Genomic DNA, 21,524 nt, shown 5'->3' with positions numbered 1-21,524 from the left:
TCACTCACTCCCCTGACGGCGCAGTGTGACGGCGGCGTCCGGTGGCCGGCGCAGGGCGAGGCCCGCGGTGATCAGGACGGGCGTCGCCGCGACGCCCGCGAGGAGCAACAGGACCTGTCCCCAGGGCAGTTGGACCAGGACCCGGGGCATCGGCTGGGTGGCCTGCCCGGTCAGGACGACGAGCGGCACGACGGCCCTCGTGAGGAACGCGCCGAGGGCGAGCCCGACCAGGAGGGCGAGCGCGACCAGGATGCCCTGCTCCGCGGCGACGAGGCGGGCGAGCCGGCGCCGGGACGCGCCGAGCGCCCGCAGGATCGCGAACTCGTCGCCGCGCTCGCGCATCGAGCCCGCCGTGTTCACGGCGAAGCCGACCGCGGCGAGGAGGGCGGCGGCGACGGCGGCCGCGGCGAGCGCCGACTGCGGTCCCGCGCCGAGCGGGTCGTCACGCAGCGTCTCGGCGATCTCGGACCGCACGACGACCTGCGCCGGGTCGGCGTCGGGGCGGGCGCGCAGCGCGGCGGCGGCCTCGGCGGCGCGGCCGGGCTCGGTGCTCAGCCACCACTCGCCGGGCAGGACGGGCTCCTTGTGCCGGTCGGCGAGCGCCCGGTTCAGGGTGCCCAGATCGAGCAACAGGGCGCCCCCGTCAGCCGACTTGGGGCCGGTGTCCGTGCCGGTGCCGGTGTCGGCCCCGGCCTCGGGTCCCGTGGTCGGCAGGGCGCGTACGCTCGCGGAGATCCGCACCTTGACGGGCGTTCCGTTGACGCGCACCGCGACGGTGGACCCGACCTTCGTGCCGGACGAGTGGAGGAAGCGGTCGGTGGCCACGGCGGTGACCTCCTTGACCGCGGGGCGCTTCGCGGTGAGCTCGACGGTCATGCTCGGCGGCGCCCCGAACGGGATGGTCAGCGGATTGAGCTGCCCGGTGTCGAACCCGACGGACACGTGGCCGCCCGACGGACTCCCGAGCACCGGGGCGCCCGGCCGGCTGTCACCGATTACCTCCGCGCCGCCCTGTACGGACGCCCGCCACCGCGTGCCCAGCTTCAGCGACCGCTGCGCCCCTGCCGCGTTCACGGACCGCATTCCCTCGAAGGTCAGGCGGTGCTTCACCGTCTCGGTGACGGGCTGGCTGATGTCGAGGGCCAGGCCGGTCAGGGTCAGCGGGGCCGCGGGCCGGTCGAGGGAGGAGCCGCCGCCCCCGCCGAGGTCCATGGCGAGCCGGTGCGCGCGCCCGTCGGCGGGCAGGCCGTCCAGGAACACGTCGTACGGGATGCCGTAGCGGTCCTCGACGGTCGCGGTGACGGTGCCTTTCACATCGGACGGCGAGGCGTCGTGCGGCCGGGCGGGCGTGCTCAGGCGCAGCGTGAGAGAGGCGCCGACCGTGTCGGCGGGCAGCACGACGCCGGGCGAGCGGTCGTCGCCGGTGCGCAGCGACGACAGCAGCCGTGACGGGGACTTCTCCGACAGGTCGTCGCGCAGCAGCAAGCGGTCCGTGGCGTGTGCCGTGCCGAGGGCGAGGAGCGTCGCCTCCCGGCTGCCGCTGAGGGGCATCGTGGTGCGCACGGCGGGCGCGGCGTCCCGTACGCCGGGAGCCGCCGCGTAGGCCCCGGCCTGGCCGAGCCCGCCGCCCGGCGCGAGGACGCGGATGGCGGCGCCAGCCCGGAAGTCCGCCTGGTCCTCCTGCGAGCGGTTCCAGGACGCGCCCTGGCCGATCGCCAGCATGCCCATGGCGACGGCGAGTACGAGGAGCAGGACGGGTCCCGCGCCGCGCAGTGGGCGGCGGCTGAACTGCCAGCCCGCGAGCGCCGCCGGCAGTCCGCGCCCGCCGGCCGCGCGCCGCTCGGCGAGCTTCGCGGCGGGCGGCAGCAGCCGCAGCGTCAGGACCGTACCGGCGAGCAGGGCCAGGGCGGGGGCCGTGACGAGGAGCGGGTCGATGCCGAGGGTGCCCGAGGTGTTGCTGCTGAGCGCGCCCGAACCTGACGTCTGCCGGTCCAGCTGCCAGTACGCCACGGCCGCGATGACCAGGAGTCCGACGTCGGCGCCCGCCCGCAGCGGGGCGGGCAGCGTCCTGGCCCGGCCGCGCTCGGGCCCCGCGGCGCTCAGCGAGGGCACCGTCACGGCGAGCGCGCAGCCCACCGCGACCGCCAGGGCGACGAGCCACACCCCGCGGTCGGCCCCCACGTCGAGCCGCAGCCCGATCCGCGACAGGGCGCCCCAGGAGGACAGCAGCCGGATCAGCGGGCCCGCGAGGAGCGGCGCGCACACGGCGGCGGGCAGCGCGAGCAGCAGCGCCTCGATCGCGGCGAGCGAGGTGACCTTGGCCCGCGAACCGCCGCGCGCCCGCAGCATCCACGTCTCGCCCGCGCGGTCCGTACTGAGCAGCCGGGCCACCAGGAGCAGCGTGTACGCGGCGAGCAGGACGAGCTGGAGCGCGACGATGAGGAGGGTCGAGCGGGAGACGAGCAGGGCGCGCTCCGCCCGGTCGAGGGTCTCCGGCAGCGAGGTGCTCACCCCGGTCGTGCCCGCGAGCGCCTTCTCGTGCAGCAGCTTCTTGGTGCCTTCGCGGGCGTTGGTGCGCAGCGCGTCGATGTCCGACGTCGTCACCGACGAGAAGTCGGCGCTCGCCAGCCAGGCCGACTTCCCGGCGGAGACCCGGCCGGCCGCGAGGTCGGAGGGGGCGGCGAGCAGGGGCCCGTACGTCGTGAAGGAGATCTTCTGGATGCCGCGCCCGCCGAGGTCGTCCAGCTTCCAGTAGGGGGCGGTCGGCCTGAGGGGCCGGTATACGCCGGTGAGCACGACGGACACCGTGGGGCCGCCGATGCGGTCCTTCAGGGTGAGCCTGTCGCCGGGGCGCAGCTTCAGCTGCTGGGTGGCGGCCTCGGGGAGCGCCGCCTCGACGGGGGCCTTGGATCCTTTCGCCGCCTTGGGGGCGCGCCCCTTCGTGATCCGGACCTCGCCGCGCTCCAGCGCCGCGAACTGGGTCAGGTCGGGGTTCCCGGAGCGGGCGGCGGGCGGCTGGAGCGAGCGCGGCAGCGCGTACGGGCCCGACCTCATCAGGGTCTGCACGCGCACCGGCAGACCGCCGAAGGTGTCCCGCGCCCCGGAGCGGATCGCGGCGTCCGCCGCCTCGCGGCCCTCGGCGGGCACGTCGGCCTTGACGGTCAGGGCGGTGGTCGCGGCATCGCGGGTACGCAGCGAGTTCCGCAGGGCGGCGTCACCGATCGCGCCCGAGAAGGCGCTGAGCATCGCGAGAACGGACGTCGTCAGCAGGACCGCGAGAAGCGCAGCCGTCAGGAGCAACCGGTGCGCACGCACCCTGAGTAGGACAAATCCCGACACCCCTGCCCCCGTACCCGCTCTACGCCGTACATCCCCCGAAAGTCTGTCCGGATGCTTTCAGAGCGAACGGAGTTGGGGAAGGGGTTCGAACCGGATAGCGGGGGTGCCGTATCGCATAACGGCGTCTCAGCCGGCCGTGTTCACCATCGAAGCCGCGGCATACGCCAGGTAGTTCCACAGCGTGTGCTCGTGCTCCTCGGCCAGGCCGAGCTCGTCGACCGCCGTTCGCATGTGCCGCAGCCACGCGTCGTGCGCCGCCCGGTCCACGGTGAACGGCGCGTGCCGCATCCGCAGACGAGGGTGGCCCCGGTGGTCGCTGTAGGTGCGGGGCCCGCCCCAGTACTGCATCAGGAACAGCACGAGGCGCTCCTCGGCCGGACCCAGATCCTCCTCCGGGTACATCGGCCGCAGCAGCGGGTCCTGGGCGACCCCCTCGTAGAAGCGGTGGACCAGGCGCCGGAAGGTCTCCTCGCCGCCGACCTGCTCGTAGAAGGTCTGCTCCTGAAGCGTGCCGCGCGGAATCTCGGTCACGTCGCTTGGCCTCACAAGTCTCGCTCGGGTCACCCCGATGCCTGTCCGGCCGGGGGTCCGGGGGTTGTCCCCCGGAAAATGCAGCACTCGTACATCGTCTCAGACGACCGGGACGAGGACTTGGGGCTTAGGCCCTGCCCGGACAGCGGCCCTGCCCATCCCGCACCCGTGTACACCCCGGACGGGGGCTCGCTCTTACGTCCCCGGCACAGCACAGTGGACGTATGGGCGCACAGGGCACGGACCCGGAGTCGGGAGCCGACGCGGCGCGGGCCGCGCTCGTGCGGGAGATCGCCGTCACCGGGGCCTTCGACGGCGACCCGGCCTGGCGCGATGTGTTCGAGCAGGTCCCGCGCCATGTGTTCGTGCCCTACTACTACCTTCCGGCGCCGACCGGCTATCGGCGGCTGTGGTGCGAGGACCCCGACCCGCGGCAGCGGGAGCGCTGGCTGCGCGGAGCCTACGCCGACGAGCCGCTCGCCAGCCGGGTGCGCGACGGGGAGCTGGTGTCGTCCAGCAGCCAGCCGTCCCTGATGGCGCGGATGCTCGTCGAACTGGACGTACGCGAGGGGAACCGCGTCCTGGAGATCGGCGCGGGCACCGGCTACAACGCGGCGCTGCTCGCCCGCCGCGTCGGCGACGAGAACGTCACCACGATCGACCTGGACCCGGAGATCACCGAGTCGGCACGCCGGCACCTCGCCGCCGTGGGCTTCCGGCCCGCCGTCGTCACGGGCGACGGTGCGACCGGCTGCCCCGAGCATGCCCCGTACGACCGCATCATCGCGACCTGCGCGCTGCGGTCCGTGCCCAGCGCCTGGCCCGCGCAGTGCCGGCCGGGGGCGCGCATCCTGGCGCCCCTCGCGACCGGCCTGATCCTGCTCACCGTGCGCGAGGCCGGCCACGCCGAGGGCCGCTTCCTGCACACGCCCGCCTACTTCGTGCCCCTGCGCGGCGCGACGCAGGGCGAGGAACCGGTGCAGCACATCGGCGGGCTGCCGCGCAGGGTCCTCGCCGACGACCTCTTCCGGTTCCTGCTCTCGCTGACCGCGGGCCGGCTCGACCCGCACGAGGCCCTCGCCCTGTGGGAGCGGGAGGGACGGCCTGCGCGGGAACGGTTCGGCGTCACGGTCAGCGGTGAGCACGAATGGGCCTGGCTGGACGACCCCGAAGGGCCGTACGCCTGGTCACTGCGGCCGGACCGGATGTAGACGCGGAGGGGCTAGCCCCGGTGGATCGTGATCGTCGTCCAGGCGCCCACGTGTACCCGGTCGCCGTCCTGGAGCGGCACCGGGACGAACGGCTGGATGGGCTCGTCGCCGCCGTTGACCGTGGTGCCGTTCGTCGAGTTCTGGTCGACGACCGCCCATGATCCGTCCGGCTGCTGCACCAGCACGGCGTGCTGGTGCGAGACGCCCGGGTCCTCCGGAGGCACCGACAGATCGATGTCGGGGGTGTCGCCCGTGGAGTGGCGGCGACGGCCGATCGTCAACTGGTTCCCGGTGAGCCGGCGCTGCTGCTCGGGCGAGTACGCGGGCAGGTTCAGGCCCGAGGCCTCGGGCCCGCTGCGGTGCATCATCGCCATGAAGTATTCGCGGTCCGGGCCGATCGTCGCGCTCCAGGACACCGGCTGCTGCTGCTGGAAACCCTGGGGCGCCTGCGGAGCCTGGGTCTGCTGCGGTGGCGGGAAGCCCTGCGGAGCGCCCGGCGCCTCGGTCGCGCCGGGACCCTGCTGAGCCGGGGCCGACGGGGGCGAGAGCACCCAGTCGTCACCGCCGCCGAAGGACGGACCCGACGGGCCCGGCGGAGGCGGCGGAGGCGGCGGCGGACCCTGCGGGCGGCCGGTCTCCTGCGGGAACGCGGGCGGGGCCGGCGGGCCGGGCTGCTGGAACGCCTGCGGGGGCGCCGGCGGCCCCGGCTGCTGGAACGCCTGCGGGGCGCCACCCGTGCGGGGGCCCGGCGGGGGCGGCGGGGTCTGCGCCGGGTCGCCGCCGAACGGCGGGATCGGCTCGGCGGGCCGGTTCATCTGCGAGGGCCGCGAGCCCTGGTACTCGTACGAGTCACCCGGTCCCTGCGGCGGCTGCTGCTGGAAGCGGAGCGCCGGGTTCGGGCCGGCGGGGCCCTGGCCGGGGCCGGGAGCCGGCGGGTTCGGTGCGGCCGGCGTGTAGGACGTGGCCGTGTTCGTCAGGAAGTTCCACCGGCACTCCTCGCAGAACGGCGCGCCGCCCTCACGCGGCGTGCGGCACTGCGGGCACAGCTCGGGGCCGGCGCCGGGCGGCGGAGCGGGCTGCCCCGCGTTCCCCGGCGGCGGGTAGCCGTAGCCGGGAGGCGGGGTCTGGCCGCCCTGGGGGTATCCGTAACCAGCGGCCGGGGGCGGAGGGGGCGGGGGCACGGCACCGGCCATGCGGTGACCGCAGACCTCGCACCAGTCGTCGGAACCCGACTGGTGTCCGTTCGGGCAGGTCGGCATGTCGGCGCTTCCCCCTCCGTTACTTCGCTACGTCGTCACTTCTTGACACGGACAGTCTTCGTGGACCGGGTCTCGAGGGTCATTTCGTCAGCCTCGGCGACCTTGGCCTTCAATCGAACAGTACCTTCCGCGGCATCGACCACGTCCACCACCTTGGAGAGCAGTTTGGCCGTATCCGCGTTCCCGGAGGCCGCGGCGAGCTGCACCGCGCGTCCCAGCTTGGCCGTCGCCCCGTCCGCATCGCCCGCTTTGCGGGCATCCAGACCCTGCTGGATGACCTGTGCCAGTTCCGCCTGGCCCGTGTAGTGCGCCACCTGCGGGTTGATCGACGTGGACGCCGTCATGTCGTCCGTCCACACGGCCCGTACGAGTCCCTGCGCGAGGGTCTGCACGCCGCCGTCGGCCCCCGGGATCACCAGCGACACGCGGCCCGCCAGCATCTCCTGGCCGAGCTCGGCGTTCGGGACCTGTACGCACACGTGGTAGTCGCGGGACTCGTCGCCCCACGAACCCGTCGGGTAGTCGCCCGCGCGGGGCCCCGCCTCGATGCGACGGTCCGTCAACTCCTCGACCGTGGGCGCCACTTGCTTCACGAACTTGATCTCGGAGCCGAGTGGCGTCCACAGCCGCAGCGCGACGTCCGCGACCTCCTTGCCCATCGCCGTCTCCATCATCTGCGTGAAGTCGGCGGCCAGGCCGGCCGGGTCGGCGACGATGTCGGCGGTGCCGAGCATGGCCGAGGCGATCCCCGTGACCTCCTTGACCTCCCAGTCCGTCCCCACGCCGCGCGCGTCACACGTGAAGCGGCCCGCGCACGTGTCGAGCGCGGCCTTCAGATCCTCGGGCGACTCGTGCTCGTTGCGCCCGTCCGTCAGCAGGATGCCGTGACGCACCGAGGACGCGGGGACGTCGGCGGCGGACAGCAGCCGGTCGGCGAGGCGCAGCCAGGTGCCGATCGCGGTGCCGCCGCCCGCGGACAGCTTGCGCAGCGCCTGTTTGGCCTGGTCGCGGGTCTGCGCGTCGGCGACCGCGAGCCGGCCACCGCCCGGGTAGACCTCCTTCGCCACATGCGTCCCGCCGATCACCGCGAAGTGCACGCCGTCGCGCAGGGTGTCGATCGCGGCGGCCGTGGCGTCACGGGCGTTGCGCATCTTCGTCGGCGGATAGTCCATCGAGCCCGAGCAGTCGACCATCAGCGCGACCGCCGCGTCGGCCCCCCGGCCCGCGGCGTAGAACTGCGGAGCGGCCACCGCGCCGCCGACCGTGCCGCCACCCGTCGACGTCACGGTCACGATCGCGTTGACCTCGCGGCCGCCCTCCGGCAGGAACTCGTTCTGATAGACGTCGACCGAGAACTGAGGAACGCTCGACTTCGAGAACTTGGCCATGGTTGTTGGTCCCCCCTACACCTTCGTGCGCCTGCGTGGAACTTCCCCGACGACCCGGCGACTTCCCCGCGCCGCCCGGTCTACGCCGATCCTGCCCCCGCGGGCGGTACGGGGAACGGCAACACGGCCACTGTTACGTTGTCGTGGCCGCCGCCGTCGAGCGCGTGGCCGACCAGGACCTGGGCGCTGTGCAGCGGCCGGTGTGCCGCATCCGCCGGGATGACCCTGGCCATCTCCTCCGCGGCCTCCGCGTAGTTCCACAGCCCGTCCGTGCACACCACGACCACGCCGGGGCGGTCCGGCTTGAACGAGGCCGTGTGCGGCTCCAGTTCGTACGCGTCCGCGCCGAGCCAGCCCGTGATCGCGTGCGCGCGCTCGTCCGCGTACGCCTCCGCCTCGTTCATCAGGCCCGCGGCGACCATCTGGGCCGCCCACGAGTCGTCCTCGGTGAGGCGGGCCGCCTGGGCCGTGCGGTCGTCGGGCACCCAGTAGGCGCGCGAGTCACCGACCCAGCCGACGATCAGCAGGTCCTTGGCGATGATCGCGCCGACCAGCGTGCACGCGGGCGCGTTCTGGTGCGGGGCGTGCTCGTGGGCCGAACCGGGCTCCTGCGCAAGGGCGTTGACCGCCTCGGCCGCCACGACGATCGCGTCGTGCATGGCCTGCTGAGGATGCGTCCCGCGCGGCAGCGACTCCAGGAGCGCCTCGCTCGCTGCGCGCGACGCGGCCAGGGACGCCTCGTCGGGGCGGGTCGCCGAGGAGACGCCGTCGCAGACGATCGAGACGACGGACGGCGTCCCGTCGGGCAGGGCGGCCGACGCGATCGCGAACGCGTCCTCGTTGCGGTGGTGGCGCAGCCCTCGGTCGCTGACCGCGGCGACCGCGCCCAGCTCCTGTTCCATGTGATCGCGCTCGCGCGGCTGCGCGTGCCCGCAGTTCTCGCAGTAGCCGTCCCGGTCGACGTGTCCGGCCCGGCACGCCACGCAGAGCTTCGTGCCCGCGGGAGGAGTCGCGAGCGCCTCGGGCGGCGCCGTACGGGGATCGGGGGCGGGCAGCGTGTAGTCGCCGGCGCCGGCGGACTGCCCGGCATGCTCGGACTCCCCGGCCTGCTCGGGAACCCCGTCGAAGCGCACGGCCGAAGGCAGTTCGGAGCCGCCCGAGTCGGTGCCCTGGAGGTCGGTGGGCAGATGCACCGGCGCCGGGGTGTCGGAGCTGTCGAGCTCGGGGGCCGACGGCCAGTCCACGACGGGCGTCCCGGCCGCTGCCGCGCCGTCCGCGACCGGCGTCACAGTCGGCAGGTCGTCCGGCGGGGCCGGCACCGCCGACAAGTCGTACCCGCACGCGCCGCAGAAGCGGTCACCCGACTCGAGGGGCTCCTCACAGCTGGGGCACGTCGACATGGCCGTCGGCCGAGGCATCTGCGACATCAACTCACACCCACGTCCGTGGACGGTAACGGTTCGCCCGCTCCACCAGTTCGATCCTCTCCTCGCCAACCTGAGCGAGCCTGGCCAGTGTCCGGAACGAGCGCTCGAGGCCGAGACGCAGCCCCCGCTCGTCCAGGTCGTTCCCCAGCACGACGGTCCTCACGGGTCCCTGGCGCGGAGCGGAACCTTGACTACCGGAGAGTACCCAGTCGAGCGCCGTGCCGAGGACCTCGGTCGACAACTGCTCCCGGCGCACCGCGTCGAGGCCGAACCCGTCCAGCGCCTCGACCTGGCCCGCCGCGGCCGTCAGATCGTCGAGCAGCGGCCCGTGCGCGGCGGCCGCCTCGGCCATCCGCTGCCGCAGCCTGGCCCGCACCGCGGCGACCCGGGCCGCCGTGTAGTGGATCGACGACTCCGGTACGGACTCCAGGGTGCGCACCGCGCCGTGCCGGTCGGCCGCGGCGAGCTGCACCCGGGCCAGGCCGAACGCGGCGCTCACGTAACTGGGGTCGGTGGCCCAGACGAGGCGGTAGTACTCCGCCGCGTTGTCCAGCTGGCCGAGCACCTCCGCGCACACGCCGAGCGCCAGCTTCGGGGCGGGCTCGCCGGGAAACGCGTCGTAGATCGCGTCGAACGACAGGGCCGCGTTCGTGTGGTCGCCGGTCGCGAGCGCCGCGACCCCGCGGTACCAGACGACCCGCCAGTCGTCCGGGTGCTGCGCCTCCAGCTCCGCCAACGCATGGGCGGCGGAGACCAGTTCACCCATTTCGAGGCGGGCCCGCAGCTCGCGCAGGCGCAGCTCCAAGGAGGTGGCGGGCGCGGCGCGCAGCGCGGTGATGAGCTCGCCCGGCGCGGACGCCATGAGTCCCGCGAGGAACCCGGCGTTCGGGTCGCCGGGGTCGACCCTCGGCACGGGGAGCGCGAGCGCGGTGGCGGCGGCGTTGAGCGGCTTCACCAGCGAGCCCGGGGTGCCGGGGGTGCCGGGGGTGCCGGGCGGGAGAGCAGCGCCGGGAGTCCCCGGGGCGCCCGGGAGCGCGGTGGGCACACCGGCCGGCGGGAGCGCGGATGCGGCCTGCTGCGCGCCGCGCCCTCTCCGCCGCGGCGGCTCCGCCCGGACCCCGAGCCGCGACACCTCGCCCGTCAACCGCGCGAACAACTCCGTGTCCGTGACCTTGACTTCGGGCCCGAACAGCGTCGACAGGGCCGGGCGCGGACGGCCCGTCTGGAGGGCCACGACCTCGCGCAGGACGCCCGTGAGCTGCTCCGCCATCTCCTGCGCGGACGCGAACCGGCGGGCCGGATCGGGGTCGGTGGCGCGCACGAGGAGCCGGTAGAACGACTCGTACGTGCGGAAGACCTCGATGCTGTCGGGGTCGGGCAGGGAGTCCGCGAAGACGTTCGTGTAGCCCTGGAAGTCGAAGGTCAGGACGGCCAGCGTGCGCGCCACGGTGTACAGGTCCGAGGCGACGGAGGGGCCGACGTCCGCGACCTCGGGCGCCTGGTAGCCCACGGTCCCGTAGATCGCCGACTCGTCGTCGTCCATCCTGCGGACCGCGCCCATGTCGATGAGCTTGAGCTGGTCCTCCGTCTGGATCGCGTTGTCGACCTTGAAGTCGCAGTACAGGAGATTGCGGCTGTGCAGGTGCCCGAGCGCCTCCAGGGCCTCGATCCCGTAGGCGCAGGCCTGCTCGACCGGGAGCGGGTCGCGCTTGCCGGCCGGGGTGCGGCGCCCGTTGGCGATCTCCTTGAGGGACTTGCCGCCGACGTACTCCATGACGATGTAGCCGTCCATGGAGCCGGTGCGCTGGTCGAGGTGCTCGACGAAGTTGTAGATGCGGACGATGTTCGCGTGCTCGATCTCGGCGAGGAAGCGCCGCTCCGAGATCGCCGCCGCCATGGCGTCCTGGTCACCCGTGTCGAGGAGGCCCTTGAGGACGACCCAGCGGTCGGAGACGGCGCGGTCCACGGCGAGATAGACCCAGCCGAGCCCGCCGTGCGCGAGACAGCCCACCACCTCGTACTGGCCGTGCACGATGTCGCCCGTGCGCAGCTTCGGCACGAACGAGTACGGGTGGCCGCACTTCGTGCAGAACCCCTCCGTGCGGCCCGGTCGTTCGCCGCGCGCGCGGCCCACCGGTGCCCCGCAGTCCGAGCGCGAGCAGAATCGCTTCCGCTCGGGAACCTCGGGGTTCTCCTGCACCATCATCCGCGGGTCGGGCCGCGGTACGTCCGGCACCTGGACCAGGCCGACGCCCAGGCGCCCGCGCCCGGACGACGCGGCAGAGGCGCCCGAGCTGCGCACGGACACCGAGCGCGATGTCGACTGCCCCGACAGGGAGCGCGACAGACGGCCCGAGACCGACCGGCGCGACTGCGAGGAGCGCGACGAGGAGCGCGAGCTGGCCCGCGAGGACCGCGAACTGCTGCGCGCACTGGAGCTGTTGGAGCCCCGCCCGCCGACCGTGACGCCCGTCGGCGACGACCCCACCATGCCCGTCGGTGAGACGACGGGGGCCAGACCGCACGTGTCGCAGTACAGCTCCCCGCCGCCCATGTCCTCGTACGAACCCACGCACCCGGGACGCTGGCACTGCCGCTGCTCGCTCATGATTCCCCCCTCCGGTCGGCGGGACCGCCCTGTTCGGGCACCCGCGGGACCAATACGTCGGCGGCCGCCCGCTGGTACCGCAGGACCGCGTCCTCGGCCGCCCGCAGATCGCAGGGCGCGCTCCACAGCATCCGCCGGGCCGCGTCGTAACGCTCCACGAGCAGCGGGTCCTCGGCGAAACCGAGCCGCGCCACCTTCGCCTTGTACGCGTCGAGGCGGCCGCGCAGCTCGGCGCGGACCGCCAGCGGCTGGGTGACCGCCGTCAACGACTCCCGTGCCCGCAGGAGTTCGTCCTCGGCTTTCGTCTCCAGGGTCTCCAGAAGCGGTGAGAGCCGGTGCCACTGGGCGGACCTGCGGTACTCGGCCGCCGTCGCCAGCTGTTCCTGGAGCGCCGTCGGCGGGCCGCCGACCGCGGGCACCTCGAACGCGGCGATCTTGGCGAGGACCTCGCCCCGCGCGGACCGCGCCTCGGCGAGCGTGCGGTCGGCGCGCGAGAGGACGTCCCGCAGCCTGCCGATCCGGACCTCCGCGTCCTGCCGCACGGTCAGCACCGCGTCGATCTCGCGGCGCACTTCCTCCAGGGCCTGCGCTTCACGGTCGTACACGGTCGTGTCGGGCCGGCCACCACCGGGCGCCGAACTGCCGGGCGCGGAACGCCAGTACGCGAGCGGATCGGACACGACGTCCTCCCGCAGCCGCGTCAGCGCGTGCGTGATCCGCTCCAGGTCGTCGCCCGAGGGGTGCTCACCCGGGCGTACGCCGACGGAGTGCGCGAGCTGGCGCGTGCGGCCCAGCTCGGCGGCGAGGAGGTCTATACGGGCGGGGAGCGCCGACCAGACGGCGTCGGCGGCGACCACCATGTCCAGCGAACTCGCGTACAGGCCGTTCATCCGCTCCACCAGGTCGGCGAGCGTGAACCGGTCGCTGAGCCGGGCCGGACCGGTGAGCGAGGCGGGTGTGGAGGGGCCGCTTCCGGGGACGGTCACGCTCTCGCCGCGCAGCAGCTCGGTCAGCTCGACGAGGTCCTCACGGCTCGACCAGCGGCGCCGCACGCGTATCTCGCGGGCGGAGCGCAGGGCGGCCGTGTACGCGTCGAAGTACGTCCACAGCAGGGTGATCGCCTGGTCCGCGGCGGCCCAGCGCTCCTGCGTGGTGCCGGTCAGCCGCGCGCCTTCGAGGAGTCTGCGGCCCGCGTGGTCCTGGAGGGCGAACAGCGACGTCTCGATCGCCTCGTGCTCCGCGCCGAGCCGCGCCAGCGCACGGTCCACCTCGTCCCGGTCCATCACCGGACCGGGGGGTCCCGTGACGCCCATCGATCACCTCTTTCGTTCACATCGCCGCCGCCGACTGCCGTCGGCCGCCGCTGTGCAGTTGCCGCAAGTAGCGCCCGGCCGGGGCTACTTGTACTTCGGTGAGGGCGGCCCGGAGGCCGCACCGAGACCGTCCTTGAGCCAGACGTCGTACGAGTCCTGCCAGCCGCCGTCCTTGCGGAAGTCCTCCAGGACCTGGTTGACCCGGCGCACCAGGTCGTCCGTGCCCCGCTTCATCGCCACGCCGTAGAACTCCTTGGTGAACGGCTTGCCCTTGAGCTCGACCGTCGGGTCCTGCGCGGCCTGGCCCGCGGCGAGCGCGCTGTCCGTCACCACGGCGTCCACCTCGCCGAGCTGGAGCCTGACCAGGCAGTCCAGCTGGTTCGGCACCGTCGTGGAGATGTCGGCGCCGGGGGCCAGCGTGCCCGCCTTCCGGTCCGCCTCGAGACGGTCGAAGGCGGTCGAGCCGGCCGCCGTGCAGATCCGCTTGCCCGCGAGCGACTTGTCGTACCCCGTGATCGAGGAGGTCTTGGGCGCGAGGACCTGCTGCCCGGTCTGGAAGTACGCCGTGGAGAAGGCGACGTCCTTGAGCCGCTCGCAGCTGATCGTCATCGTGCGGACGACCATGTCGACGTTCCCGTGCTGTATCGCCGGGATGCGCTGGTTGGTCGGGATCGCGCGGAACCGGATCAGGTCGCGGTCGCCGAGGATCTTCTGGGCGATCTCGTGCGCCAGGTCGATGTCGAAGCCCTCGAGCTCGCTGGACTTCTTGTTCGGGTCGCGGTAGCCCCAGTGGTAGCTGTTCTGGTCGACGCCGACGACGAGGTAGCCGCGCTCCTTGATGGCCTTGACCGCCGCACCCGACTCGTCACCCGACGGCTTCAGGCTGCGCTCCGGATCGGTGCAGGTGTCGGCCCTGGCCTGCACACCCGTGGCCAGACCGGGGCCGCCGACGCCCGTGCTGCCGTCTCCGCCCCGGGTCAGGGGGAGCAGCAGCGCGAAGAGCGCGGTCAGGGCACAGGCGACCGCCATGGCCGCCACACCGCCCCAGCCGCGCAGGCTGATCCGCGTACGCCGTGCGCTCATGGCTGTCCCGCCTCCTCTCACCGGTACTCCGAAAGCCGGCGCCCGACGCCGAGCACGGCGCCCGCCGCGCCCAGCACGGCGAGTACGGCGGCGCCCACCGGGAGCCCCGTCATCGCGCCGCGCCCGTCGGTGGCCGCCTGCTTGAACTCCGCCTGCTCGTGCGTCAGGGCGGACTGCAGTTCCTTGTCGACGTTGTCGAAGCACTCGCGGGTCGGCTTGTCCTGCGCGGAGCCGATCACCTTGTCCAGCGCCCCCTGGTAGTTGCCCGCGTCGTCCTGCTCGCGCGCGTCCTTGTGGCGGTCCTGCCACACGCGCATGTTGTCACCCGCGGCCTGGACGGGCCGCTTGCCCGTGCTGTCGTCGGCGAGATTCGTCGCGTCCCCGAGTTTCGCGGCGAGCGTCTTCATCTGCTTCTGGTAGTCCACGTCGAAGGCGTCCTTGGACACGCCCTTCACCTCGACGGTCTCGGCGCCGCGGCTGACCAGCGTCAGATTCTCGTTGCCCCGCGCCTTGAGGGAGGCGATGCGCGCGTCGTGCAGCACGTTCAGCGAGCGGACCCCGTGGTCGTACGACTCGTCGAGGCCCGCGCGGGCGACGCTGTGGCCGACGACGAGCCACAGGAGGACGACCGTGGACGCGGCCGTCGCGGCGACCAGGCCGTGGTTGAGCACGCGGTTCGTCCTGCGGTAGTTGCGCCGCTGGGCCCAGCCGAGCGCGCCGAGCGCGACGACGCCCAGGCCGATCGCGGCCCAGGGGTAGGGCGTGGCGCTGTCGTAGTCCGAGCGGAGCCGCTCGTTCTCCTTCTTGTACAGATCCTCGGCCGCGGGGAGCATCTGCTCCTGCATCGTCTCGTTCGCGTAGCGCAGGTAGGCGCCGCCGAGCGGGAAGCCCTGCCGGTTGTTCGCACGGGCGCGCTCGATGAGGCCCTTGTACTGCGGCAGCAGCTTGTTGAGCTTCGAAATGGCTGCAGTGGAAGGGGAGTCGGGGTCCGAGTTCGCCGCGGCCGTCACGAGCTTGGCCGCGGCGGTCCTGATGTCCTTCTCGTACCGGTCCCGCGTCTCGGCCGGCTCCTGGCCGCCCGCGAGGAAGCCGCTGGACGCCGCGGTGTTGGCGTCGGCGAGCGAGCGGTAGATGTCCGCCGCGTCGGCGCTCAGGGGCTGGCTGCTGTGCAGGACGTCGTCGGCGGCGGCCGAGCGGTCGGTCATCTGCCAGGCCGTGACCGCGCCGAACGCGACGACGAGCAGCGCGAGCACCGCGCCGATGATGCGCAGGCGCCCCGGCTCCGTCGTCGCCGCGGCGCGCACCCGGTCGACGCCCTCCGCCCACGCGGTGCCGCGAGCGGCCGCGACGGGCTCCGGGCCCTGCGCGTGCGGCGGGCGCACCTGCGGCGGAACGGACGGCATCGTGGGCGCGCCGACCGTCCCCGGCGGCGCCGCGCTGCCGTTCGGCGGGTTGTTCACTCGACCTCCCCCATGGTCATCGGTCCGTCACTTCCGTCCGGCGTGCGGGGAGCGCGGGCGAAGGTGCACGGCCGCAAGTATTGCCGCAGGGACAGACATCCGCACAGCCATTGACTGGATCTTGTTCGGATTCCCTTGCGAACCCCCACGAACACACCACGCCGAACACACCCCCGCCGAACGCCGTAGGTCATGTCCTGGTGCGGCCCCTGCCTTTGAACACGTGAGGTGAATCCGATCGGTTCCCTTCCCGCGCGCCGGTCACAGCAGGGCGGTGAGCCGCTCCAGGCTACGGCGGCCCTCGCGGCGCACCCCCACCGGGACGAGCGCGGCCCGCCCCGGCATGCGTACCCCGCCGGTGAACGCGACCCGGGTCCCGTCCCCGTCGGGCGTCGCCGCGACGCCCAGCAGCAGGAACCGGCTCTGCAGCCAGCACCAGCCGGGTCGGTGCACCCCGCGCAGCCGGGCCCGCATCCCGTACTTGCTGATGGCCAGCGCCTCCACGCGCTCCCCGTCGCGGCGCAGCACACGTAGCCCCCGCATATCGGGCGCGATCCGCCCGAACTCGCCCTCCAGGTCGCCCAGAAGGGCCCATACGCGCGCGTACGGGGCGTCGACGAGCCCCTCCGTGACATGGGCGCCGCCGATGCCGGACGCGAGCGCGTGCAGTCTGCGAACGGGGTCGAGGTCCGCCCGGGGCCATTGCGGACGCTGTGGCGGCTGAGAGGGGCGAGTCATGAGGTCCACGCCTTCCGGAAGGTGTCACGGGCCCGGGACAGCCGGGACTTGACGGTGCCCACGCGTACGCCCAGCAGCTCGGCGGCGGCGCGCTCGTCGAGACCCTCCACGTCGCGCAGGACGAGCACCGCGCGGTGCTCGGGGGAGAGCCGATCCAGTACATCCCTTATGTCCGCGGCGAGTTGGGAGTCACCGCGCGCGGGCAGAGTGCTCAGGTCGGCCGGGACCGCGCGTGCCGAACGCCGCGCCATGCGGACCGCCTCTCGCACGGCAATGGCGCGGGCCCAGCCGCGCACGGCCGCCGGGTCCTTGAGGGAGCTCAGTGAACGGAACACTGCGACCAGCGCCTCCTGCGCCGCGTCCGCCCCCTGCTCCAGCGCGATCGGTCCGCAGATGCGCCCTACGTAGGGGGCGAGTTCGTCGAGGAGAGCGGCCATGGCGAGGGTGTCGCCGCGCTGGGCGGCCCGTACGAGGCGTACGGTCGCGGCCCTGTCGTCGTCATCGGACACGTACGGCATCTTCCCGGTGCGCCACGGGCCCCGGCCGGGCGACCCTGACCGCGGCCGCCGCGAGACCCGCGCAAAGCGGCGTGTACGCGCCCAGGTTGAGCCAGTAGAACGCGGTGCCCGGGTCCTTGGTGAAGAGCCAGTAGGCGCCCGCGAGGCCCCGCAGCGAGAGGCCGGTGGCGACGGCCCATGTGCCCAGGCGCAGCAGGGTGTGCGGGCGGTCCAGGCGCGCGCGGGCGACGACGACGCCGCTCGCCGTGAACAGGGCGGTGGCGAGCGGCAGCAGAACGGGCGGGGTGAAGGGCACGTCCGCGCCCAGGACGGCGTACGACAGGCTCTTCACGTCGTGCGCCGGCCAGGTGGACCCGGTGGACCAGCACAGGTGCAGCAGAGCGTCGCAGCTCAGGACGGAGGCGATGAGAGTGGCGGCGCGGCGGGCGGTGCGGTCGGTGGGCATGGGTGCGTCCTCCGGAGTGCGATGAGTGACCGACACCCTCCAGAGGACGCGTCCCGGCGAAACGTTCCCGACGACTTCGGTCAGCCTTCGAAGTGCGCCCGCACGCGCGCGTGCACGTCCTCGTCCGCCCCCACGGCGTCGAGGCCGAGCAGCGCCGCGCCCAGGACGGGCCGGGCGGTCACCACGTGCGGGACCGCCTTCGGGGCGCGCGCGGCGAGCATCTCCCGTATCCGGTGGTCGAGTTGGGGATGGCGCGCGGCGAGCACCGAGCCGCCCAGGAGCACCGGGGTCTCCTCGTCGAGCAGGCCGAGCCGGTCCAGGGCCACCACGGACATGGCCACGACCTCGTCGCCCAAGCGGTCGATCAGGGCGCGGGCCACCGGGTCGCCGTCCGCCGCCGTGGCGAACAGGACCGGCGTCAGCTCGTGCCGTCGCCGCATCGGGATGCGGCCCAGGTGCAGCGCCTCGATCAGCGCGTACATGGTGGGCAGCCCGAAGTGCGCGGGCAGGGTGCGCATCAGGGCGGTCGCGTCGCCGCGGCCGTCCTCGGCGCGGGCCGCGTACCAGAGGGCCTCCTCGGCGAGGCCGCCGCCACCGCCCCAGTCGCCGGAGATCTTGCCGATCGCGGGGAAGCGGGCGGTGCGCCCGTCGGGCAGCATCCCGGCGCAGTTGATGCCGGCGCCGCACACGACGGCGACGCCGCGCGGCTCGGAGTCCTGGAGGAGCCCGGCGCGCAGGACGGCGAAGGTGTCGTTGCGTACGTCGACGGAGGCGGCCCAGCCTCGGGTGTGCAGTTCCGCCGCCAACTCCCTTTCCTCGACCGGGAGATCGGCGTTGGCGAGACACGCCGAGACGTGTTCCACCGTGGCCGTGCCCGCCTCGGCCAGCGCTCGGCCGGCGGCCTCGGCGAGCACGTCGACGGCGGCCTCGACTCCCACCTTGGGCGGCTGGAACCCGCCGCCGCGGGCCGCGCCGACGACGGTGCCGTCGGCCGCGACCACCGCGACGTCGGTCTTGCTGTTGCCGGCGTCGATCGCCAGCACCCAGCCGTTCACAGAAGAGCTCAGGCCCACGCGAGGTGCTCCCGGTTGTGGGCGATCAGCTGATCCGTGAGCTGCTCGGCGTACTCGATCTGGCCCACCAGCGGATGCGCGAGCAGCGCCTTGAAGACGCGGTCGCGCCCGCCGCGCAGGGCGGCTTCGAGTGCCAGGTCCTCATACGCGGTGACGTTCGCGATGAGGCCCGCGTACAGCGGGTCGAGCGCGGGCACGGCCAGCGGCGTCGCGCCCTTGTGGCCGACCGCCGCCTGCACCTCGATCACGGCGTCGTCGGGCAGGAACGGCAGCGTGCCGTTGTTGTACGTGTTGACGACCTGGTACGGGGAGCCCCCGCCGCCGAGCAGCGACGCCGCCAGGTCCACGGCCGCCTCGCTGTAGAAGGCGCCGCCCCGCTTGGCGAGCAGCTCCGGCTTCTCGTCGAGCGCCGGGTCGCCGTACATCTCCAGCAACTCCCGCTCCATCGCGGCCACTTGGGAGGCGCGCGACGGCTTCGTGCGCATCTCCCGCACGACCGCGTCGTGCTGGTAGAAGTACCGCAGGTAGTAGGAGGGCACGACCCCGAGGCGGTCCACGATCGCGCGCGGCATGTGCAGGTCCTCGGCGATGGCGTCGCCGTGCTCGCCGATCAGGCGCGGCAGCACGTTCTCACCGTCCGGGCCGCCGAGGCGGACACCCAGCTCCCATGTGAGGTGGTTGAGGCCGACGTGGTCGAGGTGGACCTGCGAAGGCGTCACGTCGAGCAGCCGCGCGAACTTGCGCTGGAAGCCGATCGCGACGTTGCACAGACCGACGGCCTTGTGCCCGGCCTGGAGCAGCGCGCGGGTCACGATGCCGACCGGGTTGGTGAAGTCGATGATCCAGGCGTCCGGGTTCGCGCGGCGCACCCGCTCGGCGATGTCGAGGACCACCGGCACCGTGCGGAGCGCCTTCGCGAGGCCGCCCGCACCGGTCGTCTCCTGCCCGACGCAGCCGCACTCCAGCGGCCAGGTCTCGTCCTGGTTGCGGGCGGCCTGACCGCCGACGCGCAGCTGGAGCAGGACCGCGTCGGCGTCGGCGACACCGGCGTCCACATCGCTCGTCGTACGGATGACGCCGGGGTGACCCTGCTTGGCGAAGATCCGCCGCGCGAGGCCGCCGACCAGCTCAAGGCGGTCGGCCGCCGGGTCGACGAGCACGAGTTCCTCGATCGGCAGGGTGTCCCTCAACCGCGCGAATCCGTCGATGAGTTCGGGTGTGTAGGTCGACCCTCCGCCGACCACGGCGAGCTTCATAACAGTCCTTAGCCCTTTACTCCGGTGAGAGTGACGCCTTCGACGAAGGCTTTCTGTGCGAAGAAGAAGACGATGCAGACCGGCGCCATCACGAGGAGGGTCGCGGCCATCGTCAGGTTCCAGTTGACGCTGTGTGCGGACTTGAAGGATTCGAGGCCGTACGACAGCGTCCAGGACGCCGGGTTCTGGGCCGCGTAGATCTGCGGCCCGAAGTAGTCGTTCCAGCAGTAGAAGAACTGGAACAGCGCGATCGCGGCGATGCCCGGCTTGGCCATCGGCACCACGATCTTCAGCAGGGTCCGCAGCTCACCGCAGCCGTCGACCTTCGCCGACTCGATGTACTCCTTGGGGATCGTCAGGAGGAACTGGCGGAGCAGGAAGATCGAGTACGCGTCGCCGAACGCCATCGGGATGATCAGCGGCCACAGCGTGCCCGACAGATGGAACTGCTGGGCCCACACCAGGTACATCGGGATCACGATGACCTGCGGCGGCAGCATCATCGTCGAGATGACGAGGATCATCGCCGTCCGCCGGCCGCGGAAGCGGAACTTGGCGAGCGCGTACGCGACGGGGATCGCCGAGCACACGGTCAACAGGGTCCCGAGGCCCGCGTAGAGCAGGGAGTTCTTCCACCAGCCGAGGAAGCCGTCGGTCTCGAAGACGGCCTTGTAGTTCTCCCAGTGCCAGGAGTCCGGCCACAGGTCGCCGCTCATCGCCTGGCTGTCGCTCATCACGGACGTCAGGAAGACGAACACGAAGGGAAGGACGAACAGCAGGGCCACGGCGATCGCGATGCTGTGCACGGCGATCCAGTTCAGGATCCGCTTGCGGCGGGCGCGGGCGGCGGCCGGGCCTCGGTCGGGGGTGGCCTCGGCGGCCGGGGCGGGCGCGGGGCGCAGGGTCGTAGTAGTCATGAGTCTCAGTCCTCCGCCGCGAGCAGGCCCGAGCGCTTGCGCATGAGCAGCATGGTCACGGCCATGGCGATGGCGAAGAGCACGAGCGAGAGGACGCACGCCGCGCCGGTGTTGAAGTTCTGGAAGCCCATCGAGTAGACGAGCTGCGGGACGGTGAGCGTCGAGTGGTCCGGGTAGCCGGGCTGGATGACGCTGCCGGGGCCGATGGAGACTCCGGAGGCGATCTTTCCGGCGACCAGGGCCTGCGTGTAGTACTGCATCGTCTGGACGACGCCGGTGACGACGGCGAACATGACGATCGGGGTGATCGACGGCCAGGTCACGTACCGGAACTTGCCCCAGGCGCCCGCTCCGTCGAGATCGGCGGCCTCGTACTGCTCCTTGGGCACGTCGAGGAGCGCTGCCATGAAGATGACCATGAGGTCCCCGATGCCCCACAGGGAGAGCATCACCAGGGACGGCTTGGCCCAGGCGGCGTCGTTGAACCAGTTCGGGCCGTCGATGCCGATCTTGCTCAGGACCTCGTTGACCGGCCCGGTCGCGGGGTTGAGCAGGAAGACGAAGGCGACCGTGGAGGCCACCGGCGGGGCGAGGTACGGCAGATAGAAGGCGGTCCGGAAGAAGCCGACGCCCGTCTTGATCTTCGTGACCAGCAGGCCGAGCGAGAGCCCGAAGACGACGCGCAGCGCCACCATGATCACGACCAGCCACAGCGTGTTCCACAGGGCGGGACCGAACAGCGGCATGTCCTCGAACACGTACTTCCAGTTCCTCAGCCCCACGAACGTGGGCGCCTTGATCTGGTTGTAGTGCATGAACGAGAAGTAGACGGTGGCGAGCAGCGGGTACGCGAAGAAGGCGCTGAACCCGATCAGCCAGGGGGAGAGAAAGCCGAGCGTGCGCAGTCTGCGGCGCGCGGGCCGGGAAAGTGTGAGTGCCATGCGCGGGGTTCCTGATT

17 protein-coding genes are annotated in these 21,524 nt (G+C 72.9%); 1 reads left to right on the top strand and 16 read right to left on the bottom strand.

Annotated features, from left to right (window positions below; all coding sequences use genetic code 11):
- Together AC07EJ_RS18020 and AC07EJ_RS18015 are read right to left on the bottom strand one after the other, a co-directional pair.
- Positions 1-3,339, bottom strand: a complete 3,339-nt coding sequence (locus AC07EJ_RS18020; RefSeq protein WP_478884499.1) for an ABC transporter permease — start codon at positions 3,337-3,339, stop codon at positions 1-3.
- Positions 3,340-3,465: 126 nt separating this feature from the next.
- Positions 3,466-3,870 (bottom strand): globin, encoded by a 405-nt coding sequence (locus tag AC07EJ_RS18015; protein WP_478884498.1) that lies wholly within the window; start codon positions 3,868-3,870, stop codon positions 3,466-3,468.
- A 224-nt stretch (positions 3,871-4,094) separates the two neighbouring features.
- Here AC07EJ_RS18015 and AC07EJ_RS18010 point away from each other — a divergent pair, with 224 nt between their 5' ends.
- The gene (locus AC07EJ_RS18010; RefSeq protein ID WP_478884497.1) at positions 4,095-5,081 is read left to right on the top strand and encodes a methyltransferase domain-containing protein; all 987 of its coding nucleotides are present in this window, start codon (positions 4,095-4,097) and stop codon (positions 5,079-5,081) included.
- Between the two features lie 11 nt (positions 5,082-5,092).
- On the opposite strand, the gene AC07EJ_RS18005 is transcribed toward AC07EJ_RS18010, so the two are convergent.
- The 14 genes from AC07EJ_RS18005 to AC07EJ_RS17940 all read right to left on the bottom strand — a co-directional run bounded on the left by AC07EJ_RS18005 (position 5,093) and on the right by AC07EJ_RS17940 (position 21,507).
- Complete coding sequence (locus tag AC07EJ_RS18005) at positions 5,093-6,340, bottom strand: FHA domain-containing protein (protein ID WP_478884496.1); 1,248 nt, start codon at positions 6,338-6,340, stop codon at positions 5,093-5,095.
- A 35-nt stretch (positions 6,341-6,375) separates the two neighbouring features.
- A complete protein-coding gene (locus tag AC07EJ_RS18000) occupies positions 6,376-7,728 on the bottom strand; it encodes a vWA domain-containing protein (RefSeq protein ID WP_389477351.1) in 1,353 nt (450 codons plus the stop codon).
- Between the two features lie 80 nt (positions 7,729-7,808).
- Positions 7,809-9,155 carry a PP2C family protein-serine/threonine phosphatase gene (locus AC07EJ_RS17995; protein WP_389477353.1) on the bottom strand — a complete coding sequence of 449 codons (1,347 nt, stop codon included), beginning with the start codon at positions 9,153-9,155 and terminating at the stop codon, positions 7,809-7,811.
- A 4-nt stretch (positions 9,156-9,159) separates the two neighbouring features.
- Entirely contained in the window at positions 9,160-11,763 is a 2,604-nt protein-coding gene (locus AC07EJ_RS17990) for a serine/threonine-protein kinase (RefSeq protein WP_478884495.1), read from the bottom strand.
- Positions 11,760-13,076: a hypothetical protein gene (locus AC07EJ_RS17985; protein WP_393582053.1), complete on the bottom strand. Its 1,317-nt coding sequence runs from the start codon at positions 13,074-13,076 to the stop codon at positions 11,760-11,762. The genes AC07EJ_RS17990 and AC07EJ_RS17985 overlap by 4 nt, the downstream gene beginning before the upstream one ends.
- Positions 13,077-13,160: 84 nt before the next feature.
- Positions 13,161-14,159, bottom strand: a complete 999-nt coding sequence (locus AC07EJ_RS17980) for a glutamate ABC transporter substrate-binding protein (protein WP_389477359.1) — start codon at positions 14,157-14,159, stop codon at positions 13,161-13,163.
- A 17-nt stretch (positions 14,160-14,176) separates the two neighbouring features.
- Positions 14,177-15,619, bottom strand: coding sequence for a hypothetical protein (locus tag AC07EJ_RS17975; protein WP_389477361.1), 1,443 nt, complete (start codon positions 15,617-15,619; stop codon positions 14,177-14,179).
- Positions 15,620-15,880: 261 nt separating this feature from the next.
- Positions 15,881-16,357 carry a hypothetical protein gene (locus AC07EJ_RS17970; protein WP_478884494.1) on the bottom strand — a complete coding sequence of 159 codons (477 nt, stop codon included), beginning with the start codon at positions 16,355-16,357 and terminating at the stop codon, positions 15,881-15,883.
- Positions 16,354-16,866 (bottom strand): RNA polymerase sigma factor, encoded by a 513-nt coding sequence (locus AC07EJ_RS17965; RefSeq protein WP_478884493.1) that lies wholly within the window; start codon positions 16,864-16,866, stop codon positions 16,354-16,356. Before AC07EJ_RS17965 ends, AC07EJ_RS17970 begins: the two co-directional genes overlap by 4 nt.
- On the bottom strand, positions 16,856-17,320 hold the full coding sequence (locus AC07EJ_RS17960; protein WP_389477367.1) for a DUF3995 domain-containing protein: 465 nt from the start codon (positions 17,318-17,320) through the stop codon (positions 16,856-16,858). Before AC07EJ_RS17960 ends, AC07EJ_RS17965 begins: the two co-directional genes overlap by 11 nt.
- Positions 17,321-17,400: 80 nt before the next feature.
- On the bottom strand, positions 17,401-18,393 hold the full coding sequence (locus AC07EJ_RS17955; protein ID WP_389477369.1) for an N-acetylglucosamine kinase: 993 nt from the start codon (positions 18,391-18,393) through the stop codon (positions 17,401-17,403).
- Positions 18,384-19,649: a 6-phospho-beta-glucosidase gene (locus AC07EJ_RS17950; RefSeq protein WP_389477371.1), complete on the bottom strand. Its 1,266-nt coding sequence runs from the start codon at positions 19,647-19,649 to the stop codon at positions 18,384-18,386. The genes AC07EJ_RS17955 and AC07EJ_RS17950 overlap by 10 nt, the downstream gene beginning before the upstream one ends.
- Positions 19,650-19,657: 8 nt before the next feature.
- Positions 19,658-20,566, bottom strand: coding sequence for a carbohydrate ABC transporter permease (locus tag AC07EJ_RS17945; protein ID WP_389477373.1), 909 nt, complete (start codon positions 20,564-20,566; stop codon positions 19,658-19,660).
- Positions 20,567-20,571: 5 nt separating this feature from the next.
- Entirely contained in the window at positions 20,572-21,507 is a 936-nt protein-coding gene (locus AC07EJ_RS17940; RefSeq protein WP_389477375.1) for a carbohydrate ABC transporter permease, read from the bottom strand.
- Positions 21,508-21,524 lie beyond the last annotated feature (17 nt).

The organism is Streptomyces sp. NPDC045026 (assembly GCF_056432625.1).
Note: the sequence above shows the minus strand (reverse complement) of the source record. Positions and strands in the feature narration are given on the sequence as shown.

Excerpts from the sequence above, each read along its gene's own strand:
- AC07EJ_RS18010 (WP_478884497.1), top strand. The coding sequence starts at position 4,095 with ATGGGCGCACAGGGCACGGACCCGGAGTCGGGAGCCGACGCGGCGCGG.
- AC07EJ_RS18005 (WP_478884496.1), bottom strand. The coding sequence starts at position 6,340 with ATGCCGACCTGCCCGAACGGACACCAGTCGGGTTCCGACGACTGGTGC.
- AC07EJ_RS18000 (WP_389477351.1), bottom strand. The coding sequence starts at position 7,728 with ATGGCCAAGTTCTCGAAGTCGAGCGTTCCTCAGTTCTCGGTCGACGTC.
- AC07EJ_RS17995 (WP_389477353.1), bottom strand. The coding sequence starts at position 9,155 with ATGTCGCAGATGCCTCGGCCGACGGCCATGTCGACGTGCCCCAGCTGT.
- AC07EJ_RS17990 (WP_478884495.1), bottom strand. The coding sequence starts at position 11,763 with ATGAGCGAGCAGCGGCAGTGCCAGCGTCCCGGGTGCGTGGGTTCGTAC.
- AC07EJ_RS17985 (WP_393582053.1), bottom strand. The coding sequence starts at position 13,076 with ATGGGCGTCACGGGACCCCCCGGTCCGGTGATGGACCGGGACGAGGTG.
- AC07EJ_RS17980 (WP_389477359.1), bottom strand. The coding sequence starts at position 14,159 with ATGAGCGCACGGCGTACGCGGATCAGCCTGCGCGGCTGGGGCGGTGTG.
- AC07EJ_RS17970 (WP_478884494.1), bottom strand. The coding sequence starts at position 16,357 with ATGACTCGCCCCTCTCAGCCGCCACAGCGTCCGCAATGGCCCCGGGCG.
- AC07EJ_RS17960 (WP_389477367.1), bottom strand. The coding sequence starts at position 17,320 with ATGCCCACCGACCGCACCGCCCGCCGCGCCGCCACTCTCATCGCCTCC.
- AC07EJ_RS17950 (WP_389477371.1), bottom strand. The coding sequence starts at position 19,649 with ATGAAGCTCGCCGTGGTCGGCGGAGGGTCGACCTACACACCCGAACTC.
- AC07EJ_RS17945 (WP_389477373.1), bottom strand. The coding sequence starts at position 20,566 with ATGACTACTACGACCCTGCGCCCCGCGCCCGCCCCGGCCGCCGAGGCC.
- AC07EJ_RS17940 (WP_389477375.1), bottom strand. The coding sequence starts at position 21,507 with ATGGCACTCACACTTTCCCGGCCCGCGCGCCGCAGACTGCGCACGCTC.